At 46.8% G+C, this 25,550-nt stretch carries 17 protein-coding genes and 1 riboswitch; of the genes, 4 read left to right on the forward strand and 13 right to left on the reverse strand.

The window, feature by feature from the left end; translation table 11 throughout:
• The first annotated feature begins 234 nt into the window (after positions 1–234).
• Positions 235–1,371 (forward strand): virulence factor, encoded by a 1,137-nt coding sequence (locus tag PWYN_RS02040; RefSeq protein WP_036647825.1) that lies wholly within the window; start codon positions 235–237, stop codon positions 1,369–1,371.
• A 104-nt stretch (positions 1,372–1,475) separates the two neighbouring features.
• Positions 1,476–1,678: riboswitch (Lysine riboswitch) on the forward strand.
• A gap of 119 nt (positions 1,679–1,797) precedes the next feature.
• Complete coding sequence (locus tag PWYN_RS02045) at positions 1,798–3,279, forward strand: amino acid permease (RefSeq protein ID WP_036647827.1); 1,482 nt, start codon at positions 1,798–1,800, stop codon at positions 3,277–3,279.
• Between the two features lie 120 nt (positions 3,280–3,399).
• On the opposite strand, the gene PWYN_RS02050 is transcribed toward PWYN_RS02045, so the two are convergent.
• From PWYN_RS02050 to xylA, 9 genes are all read right to left on the reverse strand, one after another.
• Complete coding sequence (locus tag PWYN_RS02050) at positions 3,400–4,545, reverse strand: transglutaminase domain-containing protein (RefSeq protein WP_036647829.1); 1,146 nt, start codon at positions 4,543–4,545, stop codon at positions 3,400–3,402.
• Between the two features lie 681 nt (positions 4,546–5,226).
• On the reverse strand, positions 5,227–7,599 hold the full coding sequence (locus tag PWYN_RS02060; protein WP_036647833.1) for a glycoside hydrolase family 95 protein: 2,373 nt from the start codon (positions 7,597–7,599) through the stop codon (positions 5,227–5,229).
• Positions 7,600–7,692: 93 nt separating this feature from the next.
• On the reverse strand, positions 7,693–9,432 hold the full coding sequence (locus tag PWYN_RS02065; protein ID WP_036647835.1) for an ABC transporter substrate-binding protein: 1,740 nt from the start codon (positions 9,430–9,432) through the stop codon (positions 7,693–7,695).
• A gap of 109 nt (positions 9,433–9,541) precedes the next feature.
• Positions 9,542–10,450: a carbohydrate ABC transporter permease gene (locus PWYN_RS02070; protein WP_036647837.1), complete on the reverse strand. Its 909-nt coding sequence runs from the start codon at positions 10,448–10,450 to the stop codon at positions 9,542–9,544.
• Between the two features lie 15 nt (positions 10,451–10,465).
• Positions 10,466–11,425 carry an ABC transporter permease gene (locus PWYN_RS02075; RefSeq protein WP_036647839.1) on the reverse strand — a complete coding sequence of 320 codons (960 nt, stop codon included), beginning with the start codon at positions 11,423–11,425 and terminating at the stop codon, positions 10,466–10,468.
• A gap of 1,053 nt (positions 11,426–12,478) precedes the next feature.
• Positions 12,479–14,026, reverse strand: coding sequence for a response regulator transcription factor (locus PWYN_RS02085; protein WP_036647842.1), 1,548 nt, complete (start codon positions 14,024–14,026; stop codon positions 12,479–12,481).
• A complete protein-coding gene (locus PWYN_RS02090) occupies positions 14,023–15,807 on the reverse strand; it encodes a sensor histidine kinase (RefSeq protein ID WP_036647845.1) in 1,785 nt (594 codons plus the stop codon). The genes PWYN_RS02085 and PWYN_RS02090 overlap by 4 nt, the downstream gene beginning before the upstream one ends.
• A gap of 203 nt (positions 15,808–16,010) precedes the next feature.
• Positions 16,011–17,507, reverse strand: a complete 1,497-nt coding sequence (gene xylB, locus PWYN_RS02095; RefSeq protein ID WP_036647846.1) for a xylulokinase — start codon at positions 17,505–17,507, stop codon at positions 16,011–16,013.
• A gap of 140 nt (positions 17,508–17,647) precedes the next feature.
• Positions 17,648–18,964: a xylose isomerase gene (xylA, locus tag PWYN_RS02100; protein ID WP_036647848.1), complete on the reverse strand. Its 1,317-nt coding sequence runs from the start codon at positions 18,962–18,964 to the stop codon at positions 17,648–17,650.
• 278 nt (positions 18,965–19,242) lie between these two features.
• On the opposite strand from xylA, the gene PWYN_RS02105 reads away from it, so the two are divergent.
• Both PWYN_RS02105 and PWYN_RS02110 read left to right on the forward strand, forming a co-directional pair.
• Positions 19,243–20,403, forward strand: coding sequence for an ROK family transcriptional regulator (locus tag PWYN_RS02105; protein ID WP_036647850.1), 1,161 nt, complete (start codon positions 19,243–19,245; stop codon positions 20,401–20,403).
• 148 nt (positions 20,404–20,551) lie between these two features.
• Positions 20,552–20,752: a membrane protein gene (locus PWYN_RS02110; RefSeq protein ID WP_036647853.1), complete on the forward strand. Its 201-nt coding sequence runs from the start codon at positions 20,552–20,554 to the stop codon at positions 20,750–20,752.
• 97 nt (positions 20,753–20,849) lie between these two features.
• On the opposite strand, the gene PWYN_RS02115 is transcribed toward PWYN_RS02110, so the two are convergent.
• From PWYN_RS02115 to PWYN_RS29015, 4 genes are all read right to left on the reverse strand, one after another.
• Positions 20,850–21,083 carry a glutaredoxin family protein gene (locus PWYN_RS02115; RefSeq protein ID WP_036647855.1) on the reverse strand — a complete coding sequence of 78 codons (234 nt, stop codon included), beginning with the start codon at positions 21,081–21,083 and terminating at the stop codon, positions 20,850–20,852.
• Positions 21,084–21,383: 300 nt separating this feature from the next.
• Positions 21,384–22,325: a thioredoxin-disulfide reductase gene (trxB, locus tag PWYN_RS02120; protein WP_036647856.1), complete on the reverse strand. Its 942-nt coding sequence runs from the start codon at positions 22,323–22,325 to the stop codon at positions 21,384–21,386.
• A gap of 163 nt (positions 22,326–22,488) precedes the next feature.
• Positions 22,489–24,456, reverse strand: coding sequence for a heavy metal translocating P-type ATPase (locus tag PWYN_RS02125; protein WP_036647858.1), 1,968 nt, complete (start codon positions 24,454–24,456; stop codon positions 22,489–22,491).
• 354 nt (positions 24,457–24,810) lie between these two features.
• A complete protein-coding gene (locus tag PWYN_RS29015; protein WP_157261063.1) occupies positions 24,811–25,491 on the reverse strand; it encodes a hypothetical protein in 681 nt (226 codons plus the stop codon).
• Positions 25,492–25,550 lie beyond the last annotated feature (59 nt).

Here is a 25,550-nt window from a genome sequence, read left to right on the forward strand (position 1 = left end):
CTCTATTTATCGGCAGTCTACTCCATAAAATATCCTTGTTATGATATATTTGTACGCACTTTTATTAGACACTGCTTGATTCACTGGCTTCTCATTACAGGTTTTACCCATTCCGCACCATAATTAAGCGAAATAGGAACTTGACCTTTTTTTGTATTTAGCGCTGAATATGATGTAAAATGCGGGTAAAGACAGCGGTTCATGAACCGTTAAAATAGGGGGAGTTAAGCGCGTATGAAGATTACTTTTATTGAACCGACTCCAAGTCCCAATACGATGAAGCTTCATCTAGACGAAAGTCTGGAACCGGGAATACGTAGAACCTATACACCGGAAAGTCAGCGGTCTGCCCCGTCCTGGGCGCAAGAAATGCTGAATATCCCGGGGGTTACCAGTATTTTTCACGCGGCTGACTTCGCGGCTCTGGAACGGAAAGGTAACGCGGACTGGGCTGCTATTCTTAGAGAGGTGCAATCCCGGTTCGGCGGAGCAACCGGTCTGAACGATGATTGGAGCCTGACCGATGAGCATGCGGGAGCTCATTTCGGGGAGGCTGCGGTATTTGTACAAATGTTCCGCGCGATTCCTATGCAGATCCGCGTCAAGACCGGAGCACATGAGGAACGAATCGCCCTCTCCTCCCGCTTCACCAAGGCAGTAACGGACGTAGCCAGCGCCGTAATGATCAAGGAGCGCAAGCTCACCGATTACGGCGTACGTTACGGCGATCCGGCAGAGATCGCCCGCGAGGTGGAGCAGGAGCTGGAAGCGGCGTATCCGCAGGAACGCCTCGACTCCCTTGTGCAGCAAGCCATTGCGCACGGAGCGCAGGGTGAGTTCGTCGAGCAGCGGCGCAAGCGGAAACGCGATGAGCTGCTGCTCGATCTCCAGGACGCCGACTGGCGCGTGCGGTATGCCGCGCTGGAGGATCTGGCGCCTACGCCGGAGCTGCTTCCACAGCTTCGGACGGCGCTCCGCGACCCCAAGCTGCATATTCGCAGGCTTGCGGTCGTGTACCTGGGCGATCTGCGCACGCCCGAGGCGCTGGAGCTGCTCTTCGAAGCGATGACGGACAGCGCACCCGCCGTACGGCGGACTGCAGGCGATACGTTATCGGATATCGGTGATCCAGCCGCTACACCGGTGATGATCACAGCACTTGCGGACAGCAGCAAGCTTGTCCGCTGGCGGGCCGCCCGCTTCCTCTATGAGGTAGGTACCTCTGAGGCGGAAGAAGCCCTGAGTATTGCGGCAGAGGACCCTGAGTTCGAAGTTGGACTGCAGGCTAAGATGGCCTTAGAGCGTATCGCCTCTGGAGAAGGAGCCGCCGGAACCGTCTGGCAGCAAATGTCGGAGCGCCGCCGTAATTAACATCAACATGCCATTAATTGTTATTGCCTGAATTCATAACTTGATTTATACTATTTTTTGTTGTGTTTATTAACGATGAAGTAAAGATAGCCTCATCATACCTACGATGAGGTAGAGGTCGCGAATATTAAGAGTAGGCACGAGGAGACGTTAAGAGCCGTCTATGATCCGCTGCTGAAAGGAATATTTGCCGAAGCCTGTGCCGCCGTTCTTGCAGCGGCGCGGGCTGGGGCCGTTACCGAAAGGGACGGAACTGTCACGTTGTTACGCCTTATCCAGGCTGACTGCGTGTTGCGCTATCTTCACAGGGAGAGTATGATGCGGAGCTCTAATTATAGACGCCGCAGGTACATTCTGCGGCTTTTTTGCGTTCTGCACTCCCCGTTCATGAACAGAAATACGATCAAATAGAAGGAGTGTCCATTCATGCAAGGCAACAAGCAAAACAATGCTCCAAGCAGCATTGGTAATCAACCGGGATTAAGAAAGACCTTTAAAGCACGGCATTTAACAATGATCGCCCTAGGCGGATCGATTGGAACAGGACTGTTTCTGGCCAGTGGCGGTGCTATCGCCTCATCTGGACCCGGCGGTGCTCTGCTAGCCTTTTCGGCTGTCGGTATTATGGTTTACTTTTTAATGACAAGTCTCGGGGAGCTGGCAACCTATTTACCGGACTCCGGGTCCTTCAGTACTTACGGAACCCGCTTTGTGAGTCCTGCCTTCGGCTTCGCCATCGGCTGGAACTTCTGGTATAACTGGGCCGTTACTATTGCTGCTGAGCTGGCAGCTGCCACTGTAATTATTAAATATTGGTTCCCGGACAGTCCATCATTCATATGGAGTCTAGTGTTCCTGCTGCTTATGTTTGGCCTCAACTTCCTGTCTGCACGAGGATACGGTGAGTCGGAGTATTGGTTCGCTATTATCAAAATTATTACCGTAATTGTCTTTCTGGTTGTCGGAGTGCTGATGATCTTCGGAATCATGGGTGGTAAATCCGTAGGCTTCAGTAACTTCACATTGGGAGGCAGTTCCTTCCATGGAGGCTTCTTCGCCTTTGTTGGTGTCTTTATGGCTGCCGGGTTCTCCTTCCAAGGGACCGAATTGGTCGGGGTCGCCGCTGGTGAGAGTGAGAATCCTCGCCGCAATGTTCCCATCGCTATACGTCAGGTTTTCTGGCGCATCTTAGTTTTTTACATCTTGGCCATTTTTGTAATCGGCATGTTGATTCCTTACACGAATCCCGATCTGCTGCAAGGCGGTGTTGATGCCATCGGGGTAAGCCCGTTCACGATCGTATTCAACAAAGCCGGTCTGGCTATCGCAGCATCTGTAATGAATGCCGTAATTCTTAGTTCTGTATTATCGGCCGGTAACTCCGGGATGTATGCTTCCACACGGGTTCTCTATGCTATGGCTAAAGATGGTATGGCACCGAAAGCTTTAGGTAAGCTTAATAGCCGCGGCGTTCCTGTTGGAGCCTTATTAGTAACAACTGCTGTAGGGATGCTGGCGTTCCTTGCCTCGTTCTTCGGAGATGGAGCTGTCTACAACTGGTTGCTGAATGCATCCGGCATGTGCGGGTTCATCAACTGGTTAGGAATTGCGGTCTGTCACTATCGCTTCCGTAAAGCATTTGTAGCGCAGGGGCATTCACTCTCTGAACTCCCATACCGCGCCAAATGGTTTCCGTTTGGACCGATCTTCGCCTTTGTACTATGTCTGATTGCCGTATTCGGCCAGAATCTCGGAGCCTTCACCGGGGATTCTATTGACTGGTATGGCATCCTTGTCTCTTACATCAGCCTGCCGTTGTTTATGTTAATCTGGTTTGGCTATCGTTGGTTCAGAAAAAGCAGTATTGTTCCATTAGATCAATGCGATTTAAGTACAAACGTCGACTAGATTTCTATATAAGATGAACTTATGATATTAACTTAAGGCTCTATAGTCATACGACAAACAGGGGGTATCCCAGCAGCCAGTGGTATGGCTATGGGATACCCCCTCTATGTTTATATGGCATTATTTCCAGGTTACATATACTTTGAGGTCACCCGTATTGTCAAACGCGGAAGTGGTATAGGATAAATTATCCAAGCCAATTTCATAAAGCTTCTTGAGGTCGTTCTTCAGCAATACTTTGTTTCCCCGATACCGGAAAAGGACTGAATCTTCCCCCGAATTAACCGCTTCCTTAGCCAATGTTAAAATCCCCGCTGCGGAAGTGACTACCTTCGTTTCATCATATAATGCATAATTAAGCTGCTGTTGCAGATTTAGATAGAAGTTCTTCTTCTCTCCGCCATTCTTTATAAGCTCAGACAGTGTTAGATGATAGGCCACCGATGCTGCAGGGTAAGGTTTGTTCCAGGTATGGTCTGCCCTCATCTGGTTATCAGTGCGCAAGTAGTATGCTGTGCTGACTGCACCTGCCTGATCCGGTGAAGGATCATCCCAGGTGGTATCCAAGTGATACCACCGTCCATCCAGCTGTACCAGATTCCAAGCATGGGATTGACTCCGGCCTCCCTCCGGTCGAGCTGTTCCTTCCACAATCCTGTTGTTAATCCCTGCTTCCTTTAGCATCTTATAAGTCAAAAGCGAATAGCCCTGGCATACGGCGCTCCCGCTCTGCAGACCTTCATAAGCCGTATACTTGCGGTACGAGTTATCATATTTCAAATGAAGAACTACCCAGTCGTGAATAACCCTTACTTTCTCATGATTATTCATTCCCGGTTTTATAATCTTACTAAGAGCAGCCTTAACTTCCTTAGTAACATAAGCAGTCTGCTGTAAGTTCTCCAAATATTTGATTTCTACCGTAACCTTCGCTGATCGGCTGCTGCCCCGGTACGAGAAAGCATAACTGTCTACTATATAATGCAGGTAATTATCACTTTCCATACTCTTGTCTATGGCTGACTGAACCTGTGATTTCAGATTCGAAGTGTTGCCTTCAAAGGTAAACATAATCGTCTCATTACGGTTGTTCATGGCATGGGTCAGCTTCCCAGTCATTTCACTTATAGAGTGCAGAGTTACCGAACTTGCAGAAGCCGAAGCATAAGCGTAATCCCAGCCCCAGTACAGAGTCGGTGGGATAGCAGCTGCGAATAGTACTCCACTAAGTATGCCCTTAACCAGCGATAAGCGTATCTTCCTCATATATAAATTCCTCCTGCTGATTACTAAGTAAGAGATGATGTTCACAAATTATTGTCCTTTGTACCTTAATATTAATATCGGTCCATCAGCTTAGCTACATAAATATCTTTAATTTTCAAGATCTTTTATTCGGCCTTTAGAAGGAATTCTGACTCTTTCTCGAAATCAGTGCTTGACTTCCTGTTTATGTGACTGTACCGGGACCGATTTCCATCTAACTACGCCTGATGTTTCACCGGGTTTGGGGCAACTACGCCCTACAGGTAGACGAATCCGAGTTACGGACCAGTCCCTCGACGATTAGAGGGGAAAATGCCCGCTAATACCGACCGAAAGGCAATTAATTTGAGAGTATAGGGAAATTATCCCTATAATCTTACACATATCGCTTCAAAGAGAAATATCCTCAAAATTAGCGGACGAAATTCCATCTAATTGGCCAAACAGGGTGCCGAATGCGGAAATAGAGGGAGAAAACCCCTCTGTTGGGCGTAAAGGATTTCAGTCCTTCTCGTCACTTGTCAAACACTTCATTTTCAATCCAACTATACAAAAAAGCTGCCTTACCAGTAATCATTCCACTGATAAAACAGCTCTACTATACTATTGATATTCTCATGAACCTATATTTATTCGCTAACAAGCCAGCCGATTTTAGCCAGCTTTTGGTAGTCCAGAGACCTATAGAGGTGTAACGATATAAGTCTCTCCAACCTTTGTTGAGAACTCTGTATCCTTCACTATCTTTATTTGTAAGCCGCTTGGTGTTTGCAGAATTACCGGGTAATCATAATGTACTTTGCATGAACGGCCGTGGGTTGAAGTCAATTCGGCCTGCACCAATCTGCCTTCATGCCACTCGATATCCACCGTAAATCCCCCTCGACCCACCAAGCCTTTGACCTTGCCCTTATTCCATTGCTTAGGCAAAGCCGGCAGAAGATGGAGACATCCCTGATGACTCTGAAGCAGCATCTCCGCAATTCCTGCGGTCACCCCGAAGTTCCCATCGATTTGAAAAGGGGGGTGATTGCCGAACAAATTCGGTAAGCTGGCTGCAGATAGAATACGCTGAATACAGCCATAAGCACTTGTAGAATCCGTAAGTCTTGCATACAAGTTAAGCAGCCAAGCTGCACTCCAGCCGGTATGACCGCTGCCTGATTCCAACCGTTTCTGGAGGGACAACGATGCGGCTGCCGCCAGTTCCGGCGTTGCCTGTGGACTGATTACATGACCCGGATATAAATCATACAAATGGGAGACATGCCGATGCCCTGCTTCAGGTTCAGCGAAATCCTCATTCCACTCCCGTAACCGACCATCTGGGGCCATCCCCGGAAAAGCAAGCCTTTGTCTCTTCTGATCCAGCTCTTCCCAGAAATCATCATCGGTGCTCAAAATCTCAGCGGCTTTGATACAATGAGTAAATAGTTCGTTAATTAACGACATATCCATTGCTGAACCGGCAGATACACTGCAAGGGGTACCCTCTGATGTTAAAAATACACTCTCAGGTGAGGTGGAAAGCCCCGTAGTCAATAATCCATCCGGACGTTCTACTAACCAATCCAAGCAGAACAAAGCTGCTCCCTTTAACAAAGGATAAGCCTTATCCCGCAAATAATCCTGATCCGGGCGAAAAGCATACCGTTCCCATAAGTGTCTGGACAGCCATACTCCCCCCATCGGCCAAAAAGCCCACATGGCCTTGCCGTCTGACGGAGAGGACATCCGCCACAGGTCGGTGTTGTGATGAACCGCCCAGCCGCGGGCGCCATAATGCACGGCAGCCGTTCGGCTACCTGTAATACTGAGCTCAGAGATTAAATCCAGAAGCGGCTCGTGACATTCTCCCAGCCCGCAGATCTCAGCCGGCCAGTAGTTCATTTCCGTATTAATATTTGTCGTGTAATTGCTGTTCCAAGGGGGCTGAAGATGGGGATTCCAGATTCCCTGCAGGTTAAGCGCCTGAGTCCCCGGTCTGGAGCCAGCAATCATCAGATAACGTCCGTAATGAAACAATAATGCCTCTAGGCTCGGGTCATCCGAACCGGCTTTATATCGCTCCAGCCTTAGATTGGTCGGCAGGCTTTCACTTTGTCCCGTCGCTGTACCCGTATCATCTAGCTCCAGCTCAACCCGCTGAAACAAGGCTTGATGATCTGCGATATGCCGTTTCCGCAGCTCGGTATATTCGGCAGGAGCGTTTAATAGCTGATCCCGGCAAAGGGCTGACGGAAGAATTCCTCCCGATCCCGGCATCACACCGAAGCCTTCATAGTCTGTAGCTGCTGCCAATAAGAAGGTTACAGAACGTGCTCCAGTAATAATGATGCGCCCTTCCTCAACAACGAGTGTTCCGCTCTCCAAGCGGGCTTCCAGAAGGGTTGCAAATCGTAATCCACGGTCCGTCTCATATAAAACAGCTCTCGGGTGGTCGCCGATATAGTTATCAGCGACATGTGAAGGAGCACGGCCTGTCATCAGGAGATGTGTGCCACTGTTATTTACACTGCCGGGATGCAAGGATGACAATTCGGCAGTAAGGACAGGCAGAACTTCCTGCTCTGAACGGATATGTAAGACCAATACCCCGTCAGGTCTACTTATGAAAGCTTCCCGCTCTATTTGCATTCCAGCTATTTCATATCGTGTTGAGACGATTGCTGTATCCAAATCCAGCTCCCGATGATAGCTGCTTAATTCACATTCTTCTTTCTGGATCGAAATTCGCAGATCTCCGAGAGGCTGATAAGATTCCGTTCTTCTGCCGAGCATTTCTGCCTCAATTAAAGCCTCAGCTCGGCTGTAATTGCCTTCCGCAACAAGCTTTCTGGCCGGATCCAAATGCCGTAAGGCCTCATAATTCGCTGTATCCCGTGGAAATCCCGACCATAACGTATCCTCGTTAAGTTGAATAACCTCATGGCTCACTCCGCCGAAAACCATACCCCCGAGACGACCATTACCTAACGGCAGCGCTTCTTCCCAAACTTCAGCCGGTCTGTCATACCTCAGCAGCTTGCTTCTACTTTTGACCTTACCTAACATACTTACACCTCCAGGCTTATAAACGAAAAATTAGCGGGAGGCCCGGGCTTTCGCTCGAACTTCCCGCTAATCATAACATTTAACTCTCTTTAATTATTCAGTCCACAGTTTCACACGCTCTTTAACCAGTTCTTCACGCAGATCTTCTGCTTTTTCTACGCCAGCTTTCTCCAGGTCAGCCATATAAGCATCCCAAATTTTATCGAATTCTGCTGGTTTAGAAAGAATAGCTTCTGGAATACGTTTCCACGTAATATCTTTCAGCTTGTTGTCCAGTACAACAATATCGCTTTCTCCAGGAACTGGAATGTTCCAAGCCGCACCCCAAGGTTTAACTTTGAATTCATCTTCTTTAGGGAACAGGCCTCTCCATGTATCAACCTTGTAAGCCGCTAGAGTTTCTTTCTCAACAGCATTGAATTGGGAACTAATTTGTTCAGGGAATTTTGTTGTGTAGTAGTTGTCAGTAGAATCTTTAACACCGTCACCATAGTGAACAGACAACAAATTGTAAAGGCCGACACCTGTTTCTTTAGCGTAGTTTGTTGCATCATTAACGATACGATTGTTAACATCTTCAGGAATTACACGTTTGCCGTTCTCAACCTTATACTGTTTACCTTCAATACCCCAGTTCAGCAGAACCTGTCCTTCATCGGAAGCAAGGTAATCCAAGAACTTGATGGCACGAATTGGATCTTCACAATCTGTAGTGATACCCACACCGTTTCCAGCCATGAAGCCTGTAGGCCAGAAAGATGTTTCTTTGTATTCTTCAGACAGGGTTACAGGATAGTGTCCATAACCTTGATCGAATTTACCAGCAGTTTTAAGTGCTTTTTCTCCATCGCCATAAGACCAGTCTTGGTCAATCAAGCCAATTACACGACCTGTAGCAATTTTAGATTTGTATTGGTCAGTCTTTTGTACGAAACTTTCTGGATCCAACAAACCAATATCATTCATGTGGTTCAACCAGCGGAAATATTCTTTCTCTGCAGGACGACGGAAGTGATAAGTTACTTCCGTAGTATCCACATCGATTGCATATTCTCCATCATCTGGGGAACCTGTAGTTGTGAAGGCTGGGTTAGTAACGGTGATATACATCATCCAGTCATCAGCGTTCAGGGTCAATCCGATGTTTTTATTTCCATTCTCATCTGTAGGATGTTTGTCCAGATAAGATTTGATTACGTTCTCATAATCTTTAACCGTTTTAATTGGTGGGTAGCCTGCTTCTTTTACTGCACGGTGCTGAAGTTCAAAACCGCCGCCTGCATTAAAGTATTGGTGATCTACTGCTGAATAAGTAGGGATAGCATAGATCGCTTTATCTTCATTGCTGTAACGGGCACGTTTCAAGTTCTCTTCGCCAAGTACCTTTTTAATATTAGGAGCATATTTATCAATCAGTTCTGTAAGATCAACCATTGCACCTGCATCTACCATCTTGGAGATATCGGCCTTTGCACTGATAAGGTCAGGATATTCACCACTTGATGCAATTAGTGCAACCTTTTGAGCAGGATCTCCTACAGCAAATTCAGCATCTAGAGTTACGCCAGTTTTTTCTGTGATCACTTTACCTGTCTCATCTTGCATTCCTGTCCAGTTCGGACTTGGATCTGCACTAAAGAACGAGAATGTAAGCGGTGTCAGATCTTCTTTTTCCGTATTGGTGCCGCTGTTCGCAGTGTTCTTGTTAGTATCCGTTGTATTTCCTGTGTTCGCGGCATTATTTCCTCCACAACCCGCCAACATACTGAGCATTAATGTAGAAACCAAAAGCCATGCCGAAGCTTTAGTCTTACTGCTTCTCTTGCTTGACATAATGTAAACCCTCCTCGATTGATCTATCTATTGTATAACAGGAACTCCTGTAGATACCCTATGGCGGCTATCCGCAGAAGAAATTACCACGGATAGCCTTGATTAAAAATTAGCTTTTTACTGCTCCAAGTGTCATACCTTTAACGAAGTAATTCTGCAGGAAAGGATAAACGATCAAGATAGGGACTGTGACGACAATGGTAATCGCCATTTTGATCGATTCTGGTGATACCTGATTCGTTGCAGCGGATACAATTTTGGAACGATAGTCTCCACCATTACCTGTTGTGGTGCTCTGGAGCACCTTCATCAGTTCAAACTGCAATGTCGTTAATGCTTCATTAGAACCGTTATACAAGTAGGTATCAAACCATGCATTCCATTGCCCTACAGCAAGGAATAATGCAATGGTAGCCAGTGCCGGCTTGGCCAGCGGCAGGATGACCCGCCAGTAAATGGTGAAATCATTGGCTCCATCCAGCTTTGCAGATTCCTGAAGCGCATAAGGGATACCATCGATAAAGGAACGAATAACGAATACGTTAAAAGCACTAACCGCGCCTGGAAGAATATAGACAGCGAAGGTATTCATCAAGTGCAAATCTCGCATCAGCATGTAGGTTGGGATTAATCCGCCAGAAACATACATAGTCAGTGCCAAAAATGTGGAAACAAATTTACGGCCCTGAAAATCTACACGGGCAATGGTAAACGCCAGCATGGAGGCGGTCAGTAAACCAAGCAATGTTCCGAGTATTGTACGCAAGGCTGAAATTTTGAAGCCGGTAATCAAACCGCTGAAGGAAAAGATTTTAACGTAGTTATCCCAAGTAAACTTCCGGGGGATAATCGTGATTCCGCCACGTACGCTATCTATTGAATCATTCAATGAAATGGCAAGTACATTGAGGAACGGATAAACCGTCACTACAACAACGAACGTTACGACAAAATAAATGATGATATCAAAAATCCGGTCGGACCATGACTTACGGCTGGCGAATGTAGAGCTATCCATAACCGCGCCCCCTTTCTAGAGAAGACTTTCTTTAGTAGTACGTTTGAAGATTCCGTTGACGGTGAACAACAGGATTACACTGATTACAGAGTTGAATATATTAATCGCAGTACCGAAAGAATAACGTCCCATGCCCAGACCGTATTTCAAAGAATAGAGGTCAAGCACTTGAGAGTAATCGGTCACTAGGTTATTTCCTAACAAAAATTGCTTCTCGAAACCAATGTTAAGTAGGTTACCGATAGACATGATGAGCAGCACGATAATGGTCGGGCGAATACCTGGCAATGTAATATGCCATACCTGCCGCAACCGGCTGGCGCCATCCACACGAGCAGCTTCATAAAGCTCCGGTCCGATCCCCGCAATGGCCGCCAGATATATAATCGCGTTCCATCCGGTTTCTTTCCACACATCCGATAAAGTAACAATTCCCCAGAAGAGGTGGCCTTGTGCCATAAACTGGATTGGCGTTTCAATAAAACCTAAACCTACTAAGATATCGTTGATCAATCCGTTGTCACCGGATAGCATTTTAGTTACAATACCTGCTGCTACTACCCACGATACAAAGTGAGGCAGATACGAAATCGTCTGCGCGAATCTTTTGAAAAATCCTAATCTTACCTCATTCAGTAAAATAGCAAACGTGATCGGAAATATAAATCCTGCTACGAGACCCATACCACTCATCACTAAGGTGTTGCGTAAGGCAAGGAAAAACGTTTCATCCGTGAAGAGTGTTTTGAAATGTTCGAATCCGACCCACTCCTGCTCGAAGAACCCCTTTGCCGGCTTGTACTTCTGAAAAGCCATTGTCCATCCCCATAGCGGAAGATAACTAAACACAAACACCCAAATGACGAAGGGAATTGACATCATCCATAAGTACTTTTGATTTTTTAAGGTTTTCCAAGTCCGTCCTGAAGACGACTTTTTGGTAGGTAAATCCTGCAAATTTGTTGCCGCTTTCATAAAGCCCCCTCCTCTCTATGTCCTAATTTTAAGGTTCTGAAAGCGATTCCAGTACCCTACAAATTTGACATGAAATCAGATGAAAATTAGAGATTTTGAATGGGGGGAACAGCTGGGGCAGTCGCTGCAAGAAATATTTGGACTTCCGATCGCTGTTATCCTTGAATTTCCTGATTTGAACCGCTCTTTGCGGTAAAAATCCGAGGATAAAGGCGAACGCTGCGCTTCTCCAGCTCCAAAATTTCTCTACGCTCCTTTTTCAGCTGGGTTGAGAAGTTGAATAAAAGCTCAAAAAGGGCTGTTCCATAAGTATAATTTTCTACGAATGGGATTGTTCTTTTGTTTTTAGAAACCGTAAAACGACAGCAGAGCAGCAATTCTCCTGTTACTGGAGGATTGCTGCTCTGCGTTTTTGGTCATTGGCTGCTTGCTTCAGTAGACTATGGGCAAGCGAATGCCACCCGACTTCAACCGTCACTTTCTCCGTGCCGCGAAGCAGAAATCGCCTGGAAGCCCCGGTTGTTTTTCAGTTACCCAAACAAACTTTCAGGTTCTGTTGTTCGGAGACGGTTAAGGCGTAACCTTAATTTACGACACGAACGAGGTGATTTTCTGGAATATCCTCTTCCAGATCCATTGGCAAGCAAAGTTGGTCCATGGTATATTAAATGTACAAAAGAAACCTCTCCTTTAAAATGGTTGTGTGGTAACTCCACTTTACCAAGGAGCGGTTTCTTTTTGTAGTTTTTTAAGAGGATTGTAGACACTTTTCCCGCTAAAACAGCGGAGAGGACGGACTGATTGTGAAAAAGCGGCAGCGTTCGCCCGAAAGTTTTCCGAAGGAAAACTAGCTTCGAAAGCATATTCTGTCTCCGGATTTTTACCGCTAAGGAAAATAAATAAAATCTGGAGACCACAGCGATTGTAACAACGGTCCGTTCGCGGAGCGTCCTCACAAGCATAATCGTCTATCCGAATCCAAAAAAAAGAACTGCCCCAAGTAGCCACTTTATGGCTTTTGGGACAGCCTCTTTTTCGTATCCAATTTCATAGTTATGTGCTCTTGCGATAAGAGGTTGGAGAAACCCCGACATATTTACGAAATTTAGCGTTAAAATAATCTGGATTCATATAACCAACCTTCTCTGCCACCTCGTACACCTTCATTCCTTGGGTCAAAAACTGCTTGGCCTTCTCAATTCTGACCTTATCAACATAGGTATTGAAATACTCTCCTGTGGTGCTCTTGAACATTTTCCCCAGATAAGCGCTGTTGTAATTGAACAATTCGGATAAAGTCTCCAGCTTCAGGTTCTCGTTATACCGACGCTGAATAAGCTCTGTAATTTTCTTAATCTCATTTCCCCGTCCGCCAATATTCATTTGACCCGCTATTTCTTCCAAAAAAGCAATGGCCTGCTCCTGCAAATCGCTCAGATAATAACTATGGTACAGCTCCCCTATCGGAGGGGTGTGATCTGCTGCATAGCTGCGAATTTCCGGGTAGGCTGGCTCCAGACGGGCCAGAACAGTGCTCAACAGACGGACAAAGGTCTCCTTGATCCGCCCTTCATCCGAATTCTCAGCCATCAGTTCCTGAACCTTTTCCTTTACCAAAGTTTCAATAACAGCAGTGCTCCCTGTCTCTACCGCCAGCAGCAGACGGGTTTCGGCATTTTCGCTAACCTCTTTAGGTTGCTCAATCACATCTTTACGTAGATCTGAAAGGGGTGTGGAGTCAGGGCTAATTATTGTATTTTTCCGGAAGAAAAAAGCCCGATTCAACAACTCCTGAGCCGCAGTGTAGGAAACAAAAGAAGCTTCCGCCTGGGACACAGCCCCTCCTGCAGCTACGTTGAACTTGTAGTTCTCCTTGATCAAGAGTGCTGCGAGTTCCCCGTATAATTCTAATCTGTCAGACTCCTGCAGCAGCGGCCTTTTTAACAAACCTCCCATATACGGCGGTATGTTGAAGAAAAATCCTGTTTCCTTTTTCAAAAAGTGCTGCTCCAGGATCGCCCTGATCCCCGCGGTCTGCTCCTCCGTGGCGTTTCCCGTTTCCAGTAGCTCAATCAGAACAACTTCACAGCTTCCAGAATCCAAACCAAGAGCCGATGTATACTTCTTAAGGTCCGACTCCCCTTCTGCTGGTACTAGTAACGATCGAAGCATGGCCTCTCGGTTTCTGGCCGGTTCATCCTCATACCAGCGGCTGTATCGATCCTCCTGCGCGATTGCCTCCCGAAGCTGCTCTAGATAGGAGATCATCTCATCTTCATCCACTGGCTTCAATAGATATCCGTCCACTCGATGGACTATAGCTTTTTTGGCATAATCAAAATCGGCATGTCCACTTAAAATAAGCACATGACATCCTGAGCCTTCTTTACGAAGCTCACCAATCAACTCTAAGCCGTCCATACCCGGCATACGAATATCCACTACCATCAGTTCTGGGTAATAGGTATGATATTTCTCCAAAGCCTGTAAACCATTAGCCGCAGTAGCCACTACTGTAAATCCATGTTTTTCCCAAGGAATTAGTGTTCGCAGCCCTTCGCGCAGCTTCGGCTCATCATCAACAATCAGTACCTTGATCATATATTCCCCTCCTCCATCGGGATACGGAAGGTGATATGCGTACCATCATTTCCATAGCTGTCGATGTTCAGTCCGTATTGTTCACCGTAGGATAACTTCAACCGGTCATGGACATTCCGTAGTCCAATTCGGTCACCTTCCTCTTCCTGTTTATTCAAGGTTGTTCTTACCTGTTCAAGTCGTTCCTGGGTAATACCGACACCGTTGTCTCGGATGGTGAAATGGGCATGTCCTTCGATTTTTTGTATATCCACCGTTACAAAAGCTCCTTCCATTTTGTTGTCCAGCCCATGGATGACTGCATTCTCGACCAGAGGCTGTATAATTAACGGCGGCATATAGAGACTCTCTGTTGCAGGGTCTACATTAAATTGATATTGAAGCCGCTCTTCATAACGAAATTGCTGAATATCTAAATAACAGCGAACCATTTCAAGCTCTTGTTTCAACGGAATCTTGCTCTTGCCTACTTCCAGATTACTGCGCATCATTTTCCCAAGCAGACGGACTACACGAGCAATCTCCGTCTGTCCATTCATGTGGGCCTCCATTCGGATGGACTCCAATGCATTGAATAGGAAGTGGGGATTAATCTGGCTGGCCAGCATTTTAAAGCGAATATCGTTCTGCTTCTGCTCCAAAAGGATATTCTGATTGTTAGACTTCTGAACTTCATACATCAAATCATTGATACTACGTACCATGGAATTGAATTGACGGGCAAGCAGCCCAATTTCATCTTTGCCATCGATTTTCAGCGTCGTATCGAAATCACCCGCTCCAACACGGTTGATATGTTTGCTGAGTCTTAACAAACGTCTTGAAAATAACGTTGAAAAACTAAATACCAATAAGAAGGCCAATATAACACTTATTATAATTACCATCAGCGCAAGCCGGATAATCTGGTTAGGTTCTTTTACAATACTTTCTATTGAGAAAACGGAGATAATCCGCAGACTGTTCCGGCTCGACTCCGGTGTTAATTCCTCAATTAGTATTTTGGAATTTTTGCCGTCTACCTTTGCTTCATAACTGCCGTTTCCCTGACCCAGAATTTCGTTATCAAATGAAATGTCGGCCAGCTTTTTCCCGGTCAGTTCCTTGCGGTTAGCCGCTATAATATTATTCTGATCATCTACGATAAACGTCTCGAAGGATTCCTGATTCAGGATGGACCGTAGTTGAGCGCTGTTCACGTTGATTACTAGAAGGCCCGTTTTATTGTAGCCCTCCAGCTCGATTTTACGGGTAAGACTCAGGTATTTGAGGTGATCACGCTCATCCTCAATATACTCCCATCCGACCATGCTGTCTGACATCTGACCCCTCTGGAACCATTCACTTGCCTTGATCTCTTCAGAAGGGTTCAATAGCTCCCAGTTGTTCAGCAGTGTTTTATTATCAAGGTACAACCGTATATTGGATACTTCTTTATATAGTCTTAAGTACTCGCGTATATCAGGATAATCCTGATAAGCCTGAACTACATCATATATACTTTCAAATCGACGGACCGCCAATCTCTTCAACCTGGCATCGTTCGACAGGCGATACGAAATATCCTGGGATACGCCGATTACTTCTTCGGTTCTTTTTTTGACCCGGTCCACGTTGATGGATGCCTGCTCAATAGCATTTTCGAACGCCATGGATCTCATTTCCAGTGTTAAATAGGCGCCAACGATCGATACGGGCAGCATCGTAATGAGCAGAAATGAAAGCAGCAGCTTATTACGTATTTTGATATCATTTAGCAGTTTGACTCCCCAGTGAAACATGGTGCTCCGCCCTCCCCAAAACAATCATTACGCAGTAGATGGTGTGTGACTGCAGATACACCCTAGAATAACAGAAGAAACATAAATACTACAATTGTGTACATTTACCGTTTATAATTTCTATAAATCTTATTATGTTTAGGCAAACAGCCCTCCGCTGATAGCGGAAGGCTGTTTTTATGAATCCAAGACAACAGCTCTTTTTATTTACGGTAAGCTGCCAGTTTTTTATTCAACTCACGAGTGGCTCCATATACTTCCTGATATAAGCTAAACAGCTCATTGTAGAGGGTCGCCTGCTCCGGATTCGGTGTATACCGTCCAGCCTGGCGAATGAAGGCATCGGCACATTCTCCAAGAGAAGAGAACCAGCCGCTGCCATATGCTGCAAGCATAGCCGCACCCATCGCCGGGCCTTGCTCACTTTCGAGCTTCACAATAGACGCATTAAAGATATCAGCCTGCATTTGCAACCAGGCTTCATTCTTGGCGCCTCCACCGATGGCTACGATCTCGGTGATCTCTTTACCGGATTCACGCACGATTTCAATGGACTCACGTAGTGAGAAGGTGATTCCCTCTAATACTGCACGGGCAAAGTGGGACTGAGTATGTCCTGAATCCATACCAATAAAGCTCCCGCGGATATCTGCGTCCGGATGCGGTGTGCGCTCACCAACAATATAAGGTGTGAACAATAGCCCCGCGCTTCCGGCAGGAATAGAATCCACGCCATTCAGCAATTCATCAAAGCTCTTATCAGCAGCAAAGGTTTCCTTGAACCAGTTGAGACTGTGTCCAGCCGCAAGGGTAACACCCATAATGTAATAGGCATCCTTCTCTCCGTGATTGAAGAAGTGAACTTTACCTTCCAGATTCAAATCCTTATTGGTCTCATAAGACAATACTACTCCTGAGGTTCCAATACTGCACATCGTTCTACCTTCACCCAGTATCCCTGCTCCAAGCGCTCCGCATGCATTATCCGCACCGCCCGCAAATACTTGGGTCGTTGGCAGCAGACCGGAGACTTCAGCAATTTCAGGCAATAAAGTGCCTGTTGATTCAAATGACTCCACAAGTCTCGGGAAGAGAGATATCGGCAAATTGAAGGCTGCCGCAATTTCGGCACTCCATTGTTTGGATCCTACATCGAGCAGAAGTGTTCCTGCAGCATCCGAATAATCCATAGCATAATCACCCGTTAGACGATAGCGCACATAATCCTTAGGCAGCAGGAATTGATAAGCCTGGGACAGCAGTTCGGGCTCATTCTCCTGCACCCAAAGGATCTTAGGTAGTGTAAAGCCTTCTAACGCACGGTTTCTAGCGATTTCCAGCAGCTTCGGACCGAGGGTGCTCTCAATTCTGCGGCATTGAGCAGTAGTACGGGTATCATTCCATAACATAGCTGGACGCAATACTGTACCTTCACTATCAACTAATACAAGCCCATGCATTTGCCCTGAAAAGCTGATTCCGTCGATCATGGAAGCCTCTATTCCTGTACCTTCCATTAAGCGGCGAAGGCTGGTAAGTGTACCCTTAACCCAATCCTCAGGGTTCTGCTCGCTCCATCCCGGCTGCGGTCTGCTCAGCGGGTAAGCTTCCGAATGCTCGCCGATGACTGTTCCCTTCTGGTCTACGAGAACCGACTTCACAGCACTGGTGCCTAGATCAATACCAATTACATATTTCATATATTATCCTCCTATAAGTTCGGTCAGCCCTTCGAAAGCATACATGTAGAAAAAGGGGCTGCCGAAGAATGCTTTCTTCAGCAACCCCCGTTGCAATGACTTACGATCAAGCTTTGTACCTTTGGTCTATACTTGTTCTACTATTCAGCCAAAATGTATTGGTTCAACGTAGCTTTCAAGTACTCTTGACGACCGGATTGGTTAGCACGCGGATTCTCATTGTTCAGTGCATACTCGGACAAAGAAGCCAGAGTTGCTTTACCGGACACGATATCAGCGCCAACACCTTCAGTGAAGCTGCTGTAGCGTTTGTCGATGAAGTTCTCAAATACACGATCTTCAATCAGTTTAGCGGCTACTTTCAAGCCCTTAGCATAAGTGTCCATGCCGGCGATGTGCGCCAGGAACAAATCATCAGGCTCGAAGGAAGGACGGCGTACTTTAGCATCAAAGTTGATTCCGCCTTTGCCAAGTCCACCGTTCTTCAGTACTTCGTACAGAGTCAGTGTGGAATCATATAGGTTAACCGGGAACTCATCTGTATCCCAACCCAGCAATGGATCGCCTTGGTTCGCATCCAGTGATCCCAGCATGCCGTTAATGCGGGCTACACGAAGCTCATGCTCAAAAGTATGGCCTGCAAGCGTAGCGTGGTTAGCTTCAAGATTCAGCTTAAAGTGCTTGTCAAGGTTGTATTTTTGCAAGAACGCAATCGTTGTAGCTGCATCGAAATCATATTGGTGTTTTGTTGGCTCTTTTGGTTTTGGCTCGATCAGGAATTGTCCTTCAAAACCGATTTCCTTCGCATAGTCAACAGCCATTGTGAACAGACGGGCAATGTTGTCAAGCTCAAGTCCCATATCCGTATTGAGCAGTGTTTCGTAACCTTCACGACCGCCCCAGAATACATAGTTCTCAGATCCAAGCAGCTTACCTACTTCAAGACCTTTCTTCACTTGAGCAGCAGCATGAGCAAATACATCTGCGTTGCAAGCTGATCCTGCACCGTGCACATAACGCGGATTAGTGAACATGTTAGCTGTATTCCACAGCAATTTCTTGCCGGAAGTTTTCATGCCTTGACCTAATAGATCAACGATTGTATCAATGTTGCTATGGAATTCACGCAGGCTTTCGCCTTCAGGTGCGATATCTAAATCGTGGAAGCAGTAGTAAGGAAGGTTCATCTTATCCAAGAATTCAAAAGTAGCTTCAACGCGTGCCTTTGCTTTGTCCATTCCAGTAAGGTGATTCCAGCCGCGAATTGCAGTTTCAGCACCGAACGGGTCAGAACCGCCAGCTGTTAATGTATGCCAGTAAGCCATCGCAAAACGAAGGTGCTCCTCCATTGATTTCCCTGCTACGATCTCTTCCGGATTATAGAATTTGAATGCAAAAGGGTTGGTAGAGCGACTTCCCTCATAAGAAATCTTACCTACTGTTTCAAAATAAGCCATTATAAAATCCTCCTCATATTGTGCTTTGCTCGCAAGCGTTTACAAACTCATATTAACACATCGCAAAGACTTTGTATATTGGTTAAACAAAGTTTTTTTATTCTCGCAAATCGTGCTTTTTTTACAATGAACCCATGTTATGATGACCCTAAAGCGGAGTTTTCAATCCTTGAATATTCCGAAAAAGGGATCGCGATCCTGTTGCAATTTACAGCACATGGCTCTAGACTAAGTGGCGTAGAACTAAATGAGAACGTTCCCAGAAGGAAGTGTAATTCGTGAAAGTTACCGGTGACCAGGCACTGGTCAAAAAAATTAATAAATCCATTATCCTCCACATGATTCGAAAGCACTCCCCCCTCTCAAGGGCAAGGGTATCGGAAATGACAGGACTAAATAAAGCAACTGTATCCAACCTTGTTGCCGAGCTGTGCCAGCAAGAACTGGTTATTGAAGCCGGCCCGGGAGAGTCCAGCGGAGGTCGTAAACCATTAATCCTGCATTTCAATGCGATGGCCGGCAGTGTTATCGGCATAGAGTTGCGTGTAAAACAGCTGACTGCTGTCCTCTGTGATCTCGGTGGAAATGTACTGGGTGAACGTGATTACACCTTGAACCATCACGACCTGCCGTATGTTCTGGAAGAGATACATAAGATAATCTCTGAGCTGATGGCTTCAGCTCCCGTAACACCATATGGCATTGTGGGAATTGGTGTAGGTGTTCCCGGTATGGTAGATGAGAATGGAGTCGTCCTATTTGCACCCAATCTAGGTTGGGAAATGGTGAATCTGCGAGGAATGCTCGAATCCTCCTTCTCGGTTCCCGTTACGATCGATAATGAAGCGAATGCTGGAGCTCAAGGTGAGCTGAACTTTGGCGCGGCGAGGGATGTGCGGCATCTTCTATACGTCAGTGCAGGGTCAGGTATCGGCTCAGGGATCATCATCGGGGGGGAATTGTATAAGGGCGCACGCGGGTATGCGGGAGAGACGGGGCATATGTCTATCGAAGCCGACGGCAGGCTATGCAGCTGCGGAAGCCGCGGATGTTGGGAATTGTATGCCTCGGAGAAAACGTATGATAACGCGGATATCGATCTGCCGGCGCGAACTACGCCGGAGCTTGTGCGTTATGCGTCTCAGGGGCAGGAGGATGCTCTGCGCCATTTTGCAAAAGTGGGTGAATATCTCGGTATCGGCATAACCAATCTGATCAACAGCTTCAATCCCGAGGTTATTGTCATTGGCGGAGCACTGTCAGAGGCTGAAGAATGGCTGGGTGAACCGCTGCGCAAGGTGGTTGCGGAACGCACCCTGCCTTACCATAAGCAGCAGTTGGAGATTACTTTCTCCAAGCTGGGCAGCCGTGGCACTGTGATTGGTGCTGGATTCTCGGCGGTTATGCATTTCCTTGGGAATATCCGCGTCACCTTGTAACTAACGAGTGGTTAACAAATTGACGTAATATTGACGTATTTAGGGTGCTTCCAGGTGCAGATTAAGGGCTTTCAATCCTATATAATGAAGGTTATATTAGTGTGACATATGTCACCATAAAGCCTCTTTTGAAATGGAGTGATCGTCTATGACCTATGTTGATACGTCCGATATTTCAGCGCAAATGTTCATTGCTGTTCTTCTGTTTTTGCTGGTTATTGCACCGCTTATCAGCCTCGGCGTACTGCGTCTGTTCCAATCCAGGAAGAAATCCGGATTGACGCTTATTGGCCTAGGCATTGCGGTATATGTGATCTTTCAGATTAGTACGTTGTTCCTAGATACCTAGCCATCATCATTAGTACAAATAAATATGTCTCCAACAAACAAAAAGCAAGTTTCCTAAACCCCGGAAACTTGCTTTTTCTTGTTGTTTATTGAATTAATTACTCTGTCGCCAAAGCTTTGGCGAACTGAGTTTTGTTCATGCCTACAATTTTATACTCGCCAATTACGGTTATAGGCACAGCTCTCATACCCATATCCCATACCTGCTGTGCAAAATCATCATTCTGCTCGATGTTGCGTTCCTCGTAGGAAACGCCTTTCTCATTCAGGAAGCTCTTCACCTGACGGCAATGCGGACAATTGGTCGATGTGTACACAATTACATTTTCCATAGTATGATCTCCTCCCATAATTTAGCGGGAACTCCGCTTCTATACTTCTTTTCACAAGCTGATGATAGTAGTAAATGAATTTAAGTGTATTTCATACATCTATTTTGGTGGTTTAATCAGCTGTTTCTAACTTTAATTGTACTTTGTGCAACTACATAACTGCAAATCGCCGATAATAGCCCAAGTTCGCCCGAATAAGTGTATTAAGTACAATTAAACGAGAATTAGCTACTAAGTAAGTCTAAATAGCTGCACAAAATACACTTATCCGTATGAATTTGAGCTGCCGTTAAGTACAAATTATAGAATGACCGCGCTATGCTCTAAACTTTCAATATATTTCTCCGCATCAATAGCCGCCATACACCCGCTGCCTGCCGCAGTAATTGCTTGTTTATAACGTGTATCCTGAACATCACCGCAAGCGAATACGCCCGGAATATTAGTCTCTGAGGTACCTGGATTGGTTACGATATAGCCGTTCACATCCGTTGTGATCTGACCGCCTAAGAAAGCAGTGTTAGGATGATGTCCAATGGCAACGAACACACCGCTGGCTTCAATAATCTCTTCCTTACCGGTTTCATTATTTAGCACTCTCAGCCCGTTTACACCTTTATCGCCTGAAGTCACTTCCAGAGGAGTACGGTTAAGGCCCCAAGATACTTTGGCGTTGTCACGCACGCGATCCTGCATGATTTTGGAAGCGCGCAGTTCACCGCGACGGTGTACCAGAGTTACTTTTGAAGCAAAACGAGTCAGGAAACCCGCCTCTTCCAGCGCCGAATCCCCACCGCCGACAACCACAATCTCTTTGCCGCGGAAGAAAAATCCGTCACAAGTTGCGCAAGTACTCACACCGCGTCCGATATTATCCTGTTCACCGGGAATACCCAAGTATTTCGCCGTAGCTCCAGTGGATAGAATCAGTGTGTCCGTCTCCAGGACACCTATCCCTTCAATATTCAGCTTAAACGGACGTTCTCCGAGTTCTACACTATTCACCCAGCCCGTACGGAATTCTGCACCAAAACGCTCCGCCTGCTTACGCATATTGTCCATCAGATCCGGTCCCATAATGCCCTCAGGAAACCCCGGGAAATTCTCGACTTCTGTTGTAGTGGTTAGTTGTCCCCCCGGTTGAGGTCCCTCAATAACCAATGGCTTCAGATTCGCGCGAGCCAAATAAATGGCAGCAGTCAACCCGGCAGGACCCGTTCCCACAATAATTGATTTATACATGACTATATCCTCCTTATGGAGCTGTACGGCAGAGCGTCAGTCCTTATTTAAAATGATTACAATGTAGTATTTATTATGATAACAGAAAACGATTCTGTCAATATGCCAGACTCCTATTGCAGGAACTATTTTGTGAACAATTTAATTTTTAGAAATTTATATACTAGCGAAGCAGCCGCAGCCCATTCAAGATCACCAGAATAGTACTTCCTTCATGACCTATGACACCAAAAGGAAGCGCGATTCCCTGCAGGAAATTGCTCAATATGAGAACCGAGATGACACTTACCGCAAAAATCATATTTTGCTTCACAATTCTTTGGGTACGGCGAGCCAAGGATATCGTAGCTGCGATTTCCTCAATGTTATCGTTCATTAATACCACATCCGCAATTTCGAGCGCAGCACCGCTGCCCTTCATTCCCATTCCAATACCCACAGTAGCCGTGGCTAGAGCTGGCGCATCATTAACTCCGTCTCCTACCATGACCACATTACCATAGGTCTCACGCATCGCTTTGATATATCTAACCTTATCCTCCGGCAGGAGATCAGCATACACCAGATCTACTCCAGTCTTACGGGCGATTACCGCTGCAGTAGCAGCACGGTCTCCGGTCAGCATAGCTACTTTAATCCCCAATGCCTGCAGCTTTCGCACCGCTGCTTCTGCCTGAGGACGTACGGTGTCCTGCAGCGCAATCATGCCCGCAACTTTCTCACCCTCCATGATAATGGATACGGTCTTCCCTTCATCCTCCAACTGCTGACGAAGGGCTCTCCAATACTCAAGGATATGTGCCGGGCCTTCAACCGTTTCCGTGTCGAGGAAGTTGGTTTTCCCAATCCGCCAGTGCTGTCCATCGATTTGACCTTCAATCCCCCATCCGGTTAAGGACTTTGTCTCCTGTACCCCCCGAAGCACCAGACATTCATCCTCGGCTTTGCGTACAATGGCTTCCGCTAATGGATGCCGTGACATATTCTCAAGTGAGGCGCATATGATGAGCAGCTCATCCCGATCATACTCCCCGCCAGCAATGAAATCAGTAACTTGCGGGGCTCCCTCGGTAAGTGTACCTGTCTTGTCAAAGGCAACGATAGAGGTACGGGCCATATTTTCCAGATGGACACCGCCCTTGAATAAAATCCCTCTCCTTGCGCTTTTGGATATCGCGGACAGCATCGCTGGCATAATGGAGGAGACTAGGGCACATGGGGATGCAACAACGAGAAATACCATGGCTTTATAAAATGTGGTGCCCCAATTCCAATCCAGAAGTACAGGCGGCAGCAATACCAAAGCCAACGTGGTGGCCACTACCACCCGGGCGTAAATAGACTCCAGCCGTTTGATAAAGCGCTGCGAGTTCGGCACTTCCAATTCAGCCTCTTCTACCATCTTAATGATCTTTGCAAAAAGAGTGTTCTCTGCTGATTGGGTTACTTCAATATATAAGGGGCCTTCGCCATTAACTGTACCTGCAAAAACCTCATGACCGGCAAATTTGTCAACAGGGACCGACTCTCCGGTTATCGAGGCCTGATCCACGGATGATTCCCCGCGGTATACCTTGCCGTCTGCTGGAATCAATTCCCCCGGGCGAACCAGCAATAGATCTCCAAGGATCAATTGGTCAATCGTAATCTCATTCATAGCTCCATTCTCAATTCGCACCGCCGTTGCCGGCTTAAGGGCCATAAGTGAAGAGATATCCTTTTTACTGCGCTCCATCGTGTAGCTCTCAAGAGCCCCGCTTAAAGCAAATATAAAAATCAGCATCGCCCCTTCATTCCAGTAACCGATAGAAGCAGCTCCCAGTGCAGCAGCAATCATCAGCAGGTTCACATCAAGATCGCGATCTTTAATTAGTGTCTCTACACCTTCTTTGGCTTTGATCCATCCGCCTACGGTATAGGAGATCACATAGAGCAGAACAGATGCGATCTCGGACCATCCACCTGCAGCCCATGCTATGAGCATCAAAATCCCGCTGCCTATTGCGGCTTGCATTTCGGAATTGCTCATTACCGCCCGCACATCGAACTTTCGGCGGTTCGGTAATTGCGGTCGCTTTGAGCTTCGGAATAGGGTCTTACTCTGAGGTAAATGTTTGGATGTTGCTTGCATTATAAATCACCTTCCCTGATTAGAGTTATGGATCTTACATTTGCTAATTGAGAATGAGATCCATTATTAGGTCCCTTAAAATGACACATGCTGCCCCGGCTTAGCCGGGACAGCATGATAGATTTAGATTTAAATGATAACTTGAATGAGAATGATAATCATTGTTGCAACTGTGCAAATATATTTCCTTTGTGCAACTTATAACTATACTATACCACCTTAAACCTCATTGTAAACAGCTGGATAAGCCTAAAATACAAAAAAAAAGCAGCTGTCTAAGTTCGAAAGTGAACTTTGAAAGCTGCTTTACATAATTTAAAGTTCAAAATATTCCCGGTTCTAATAAGACTAAGCTTACTTAACAGCCCTTACCCCTTCGGTGTGTTCGAAGGTTTCCTGCCGGGTCATCCAGGTTAGGCAGGCCGCTCTCAGCAGCGCTTCGGTCCGCTGATCTGCGCTGCAGAAGATCCCGTTCAGGCCGATCCGGTACAGATCGGCCAATGCGTACGCCGCCGGTGCCCCCGCGGCGAACACCACCGCCGCCGGCTTGATGCGCCGCACGGCGGTCAGGATTTGCCCCGCCGCCAGGGCGAAGCCCTCCGCGGCGGCATCGTCCTCCGGCGCGGCGGCCATAGCCGCGCCGTCCAGCACGAGGAAATCGGCGATTCGCACGATTTCCTCAGCGGCGCGATGCGCATCGGGGGCGATCAGCGCCCCGATGCGGCAAGTCGCCGCAAAGGCGTGGCCGAGGGTCTGCTCGGCCACGGTCTCGATGAATTCGCGCATGGCTGCGAATTCAGCTCCGCTGGCGGGGTACGGCGCCAGCAGATCCACCCGGCTATCGCAGCCCTGCCGGTAGCGCTCGCCGAGTGCAGCGAACAGTGCTTCAAGCTGCACATCCTGAAGTGCATTCAGCTTGAGAGGCCGTGCGGACAGTTCAGGAGTAAACGGAAGAGTGACTGCAACCCAACTGCCGTCCGATGATTCCAGAAGCCCGGCTGCCGTGGAACGAAGTATATAATAAATACGCTGCAAAACCCGATCAATCTCAGCCTCATTGTTACTGTTGATCCAGGTATTATAAAGTTTCTCAA

The organism is Paenibacillus wynnii (assembly GCF_000757885.1).
Taxonomy (GTDB): domain Bacteria; phylum Bacillota; class Bacilli; order Paenibacillales; family Paenibacillaceae; genus Paenibacillus_AQ; species Paenibacillus_AQ wynnii.

Bases quoted from the DNA above. Each gene is read 5' to 3' on its own strand.
- PWYN_RS02090 (WP_036647845.1), bottom strand. From the start codon at position 15,807: ATGTTTCACTGGGGAGTCAAACTGCTAAATGATATCAAAATACGTAAT.
- PWYN_RS02070 (WP_036647837.1), bottom strand. From the start codon at position 10,450: ATGGATAGCTCTACATTCGCCAGCCGTAAGTCATGGTCCGACCGGATT.
- PWYN_RS02085 (WP_036647842.1), bottom strand. From the start codon at position 14,026: ATGATCAAGGTACTGATTGTTGATGATGAGCCGAAGCTGCGCGAAGGG.
- xylA (WP_036647848.1), bottom strand. From the start codon at position 18,964: ATGGCTTATTTTGAAACAGTAGGTAAGATTTCTTATGAGGGAAGTCGC.
- PWYN_RS02040 (WP_036647825.1), top strand. From the start codon at position 235: ATGAAGATTACTTTTATTGAACCGACTCCAAGTCCCAATACGATGAAG.
- PWYN_RS02110 (WP_036647853.1), top strand. From the start codon at position 20,552: ATGACCTATGTTGATACGTCCGATATTTCAGCGCAAATGTTCATTGCT.
- PWYN_RS02050 (WP_036647829.1), bottom strand. From the start codon at position 4,545: ATGAGGAAGATACGCTTATCGCTGGTTAAGGGCATACTTAGTGGAGTA.
- trxB (WP_036647856.1), bottom strand. From the start codon at position 22,325: ATGTATAAATCAATTATTGTGGGAACGGGTCCTGCCGGGTTGACTGCT.
- PWYN_RS02115 (WP_036647855.1), bottom strand. From the start codon at position 21,083: ATGGAAAATGTAATTGTGTACACATCGACCAATTGTCCGCATTGCCGT.
- PWYN_RS02065 (WP_036647835.1), bottom strand. From the start codon at position 9,432: ATGTCAAGCAAGAGAAGCAGTAAGACTAAAGCTTCGGCATGGCTTTTG.
- PWYN_RS02125 (WP_036647858.1), bottom strand. From the start codon at position 24,456: ATGCAAGCAACATCCAAACATTTACCTCAGAGTAAGACCCTATTCCGA.
- xylB (WP_036647846.1), bottom strand. From the start codon at position 17,507: ATGAAATATGTAATTGGTATTGATCTAGGCACCAGTGCTGTGAAGTCG.
- PWYN_RS02045 (WP_036647827.1), top strand. From the start codon at position 1,798: ATGCAAGGCAACAAGCAAAACAATGCTCCAAGCAGCATTGGTAATCAA.
- PWYN_RS02075 (WP_036647839.1), bottom strand. From the start codon at position 11,425: ATGAAAGCGGCAACAAATTTGCAGGATTTACCTACCAAAAAGTCGTCT.
- PWYN_RS02060 (WP_036647833.1), bottom strand. From the start codon at position 7,599: ATGTTAGGTAAGGTCAAAAGTAGAAGCAAGCTGCTGAGGTATGACAGA.